We start from the raw sequence: 2,675 nt of genomic DNA, 5'->3' as shown, positions 1-2,675 counted from the left end.
GTGCCCGCTATGAAGAGCTTCCGGAAGAGCATCACGATCATTTGATCGATGTCGATTCCGGGGCCGTCATCGAGTTTCAAAATAGCGACATTGAAGAGTTGCAGCGCAAAATCGCTGAAACCTTGGGGTATCGGCTGGTCGATCACCGGCTCGAACTTTATGGGGTTCGGCTCGATAAGCCGGAACCGGGGAAAGGTACTTGATCCATATGGGACACGAGGTTGATCCGGCCCCACATCGTTTGGCGGGTGATCTGAAAACCGGCACGCTGGAAGTTCGCTTGGCCGAATCGGCGGCGGAGTTGGACGCGGCGCAGGCCCTGCGCTACCGCATTTTCTACGATGAAATGCAGGCCAAGCCCGATAGCGCAACCCTGGCGTCCCAGCGCGATGTCGATGCCTATGACGCGACCTGCGATCATCTTTTGGTGCTGGATCACGCCTTGGGCACGGGGGCGGATGCCGTCGTTGGCACCTACCGGCTGATCCGCAAACCGGCGGCGGATGCCTGCGGCGGCTTCTATACCCGCGACGAGTTCGATATCAACCCCCTGCTGAACTTCAGCGGCAAGCTATTGGAATTAGGCCGGAGCTGCGTCGATACCCGTTACCGCACGCGCCCGACGATGCAGCTTCTTTGGCGCGGCATCGCCTCCTATGTGTTCCACTATGATATTGCCTTGATGTTCGGCTGCGCCAGCCTGCCGGGGATCGACCCCGACGCGCACGCGTTGGCGCTCTCCTATTTGCATCACTATCATTTGGCCCCGGCGGAAATGCGCACGCGCGCCCTGCCGGACCGTTTTGTTGCACTCGACCGGATGCCGAAAGAGGCGATCGACGTTAAGCGCGCCCTGGCCGATCTGCCGCCGCTGATTAAGGGCTATCTGCGCCTGGGCGGTTTCATCGGCGACGGCGCGGTGATCGACCATCAGTTCAATACGGTGGACGTGTGTATTTTGGTGAAAACCGATCTCGTTACCGAAAAATATCTGAACCATTACAGCCGCACAACGGGCGGCGCGGGCACGGGGCCAACCGACACGGCGGGCGACGAAATCGCCGGGGTCGCCTAAACAGCGATGAGCACCGGGGCGGCGCGATGGGCGATATGATGGCGGGCATTGGCTCGTTTCCGCTCGCGGTGTCCCGCTTGCTGGTCTACCTCGGCTTCACCTTTCTGTGCATGCCGGTGCAGATTGTCGCCATCGCGCTCGGCACCTCGTTCCGCACGCGCTTTCCGGTTTGGTATCATCGGCGCTGCCTGCGGCTCTTGGGGGTTCAGATCGAGGCGACGGGCGCGCGGTCCACCCTGCACCCGACGCTCTTTATCGCCAATCACGGCGGCTATATCGATATCAGCCTGCTCGGCGCACTGATCCCCGGCAGTTTTGTGGCAAAGTCGGAAGTCGGCACTTGGCCCTTATTCGGCTGGCTCGCCAAGCTTCAGCGCACCGTGTTTGTCGACCGCAAGCGCGGCTCCACGCACACCCAGCGCGACGATATTTCCAGCCGCCTGCACGCGGGCGATAATCTTATTCTATTCCCGGAAGGCACCAGCAGCGACGGCAACCGAGTGCTGCCCTTCAAAAGCGCGCTGTTTAGCGTCGCGGCGCTTGAAACCGGGCACGGGCCGTTGGTCGTTCAGCCGGTTTCCATCGCCTATACTAAGATCAACGGCATTCCGATGGGCCGGGCCTTGCGCCCCTTCCTCGCCTGGTACGGCGATATGGGCTTGGGGCCGCACCTATTACGGCTGGCGGGCTTGGGCAAGATTACCGTGGCCGTCACGTTTCATCCGCCCGTCACCCTAGCGCAACTGCGCAGCCGCAAGGCGCTGGCCGGTCACTGCCAAAGCGTGATTGCCGAAAGTTTGGCCGCCGCCCTCTCGGGCCGCGCACCCATCCCCCCTTCCTCTCCCACCGCCACGGTTTCAGAATGAGCGTCAGTCTTTTCGATCTGTTCAAGATCGGCCTCGGCCCGTCCAGCTCGCATACGGTCGGCCCGATGAAAGCCGCCTATCGCTTCGGCGACGCGCTGGCCCAGGCGGGATTGCTCCCGCGCACGACACGCGTTCAGGCCGAACTCTTCGGCTCTCTCGCCCTCACCGGGCGCGGCCATGCCACCGATACCGCCGTGATCCTCGGGCTCGCCGGGCATCTTCCCGATCGGATCGAGCCCGACCGCGTGCAGCCTTTAGTGCAGCAGATCACCGAAAGTCAGCGCCTACCCCTGGCCGGCGCATTCGACATCGGCTTTACCGTGCCGAACGATCTGCTCTTTCGGATGTTCGACACGCTGCCGCGCCACACCAACGGCATGCGCTTTACCGCCTTCGACGCCGAGGGGGCCACGCTGCTGACGCAGGTTTCCTATTCGGTCGGCGGCGGCTTTATTCTGGATGACGAAGAGTTCGACCGCGCGGGCGCGACCCCCGGCCCCGTGCTGCCGTTTCCGTTCAAATCGGGCTCGGAACTCTTGGGCATGGGCATGACGTCGGGCCTCACCATCGCCCAAATGGTGATGGCGAACGAAGTGGCCCAACGCCCGCGCGCCGACGTCGAAGAGCATATGCGCGCGGTGTGGGAGGCGATGCGCGCCTGCACCAAACGCGGGCTTGCCACCGAAGGCGAGTTGCCCGGCGGCCTGCGGGTGAAACGCCGCGCCCCTGGCCTC

The 2,675-nt window shown here is 63.1% G+C and carries 4 protein-coding genes; all 4 read left to right on the top strand.

Features of this window, described 5'->3' with window-relative positions; all coding sequences use genetic code 11:
- Positions 1 to 203 (top strand): transcriptional repressor (locus tag VZ95_RS09100; protein ID WP_045775571.1); only part of this gene is annotated, 203 nt, incomplete at its 5' end.
- Between the two features lie 5 nt (positions 204 to 208).
- Entirely contained in the window at positions 209 to 1,075 is an 867-nt protein-coding gene (locus tag VZ95_RS09095) for a GNAT family N-acetyltransferase (protein ID WP_045775570.1), read from the top strand.
- A 26-nt stretch (positions 1,076 to 1,101) separates the two neighbouring features.
- Complete coding sequence (locus tag VZ95_RS09090) at positions 1,102 to 1,941, top strand: lysophospholipid acyltransferase family protein (RefSeq protein WP_045775569.1); 840 nt, start codon at positions 1,102 to 1,104, stop codon at positions 1,939 to 1,941.
- Positions 1,938 to 2,675, top strand: a 738-nt coding sequence (locus VZ95_RS23970) for a serine dehydratase beta chain (RefSeq protein ID WP_045775572.1), incomplete at its 3' end; no start/stop codon positions are given. The genes VZ95_RS09090 and VZ95_RS23970, both read left to right, overlap by 4 nt.

The sequence above is a fragment of the Elstera litoralis genome, from assembly GCF_000963705.1.
GTDB lineage: Bacteria > Pseudomonadota > Alphaproteobacteria > Elsterales > Elsteraceae > Elstera > Elstera litoralis.
Note: the sequence above shows the minus strand (reverse complement) of the source record. Positions and strands in the feature narration are given on the sequence as shown.

Coding starts and splice junctions, on each gene's coding strand:
- VZ95_RS09095 (WP_045775570.1), top strand. CDS start 209: ATGGGACACGAGGTTGATCCGGCCCCACATCGTTTGGCGGGTGATCTG.
- VZ95_RS09090 (WP_045775569.1), top strand. CDS start 1,102: ATGGGCGATATGATGGCGGGCATTGGCTCGTTTCCGCTCGCGGTGTCC.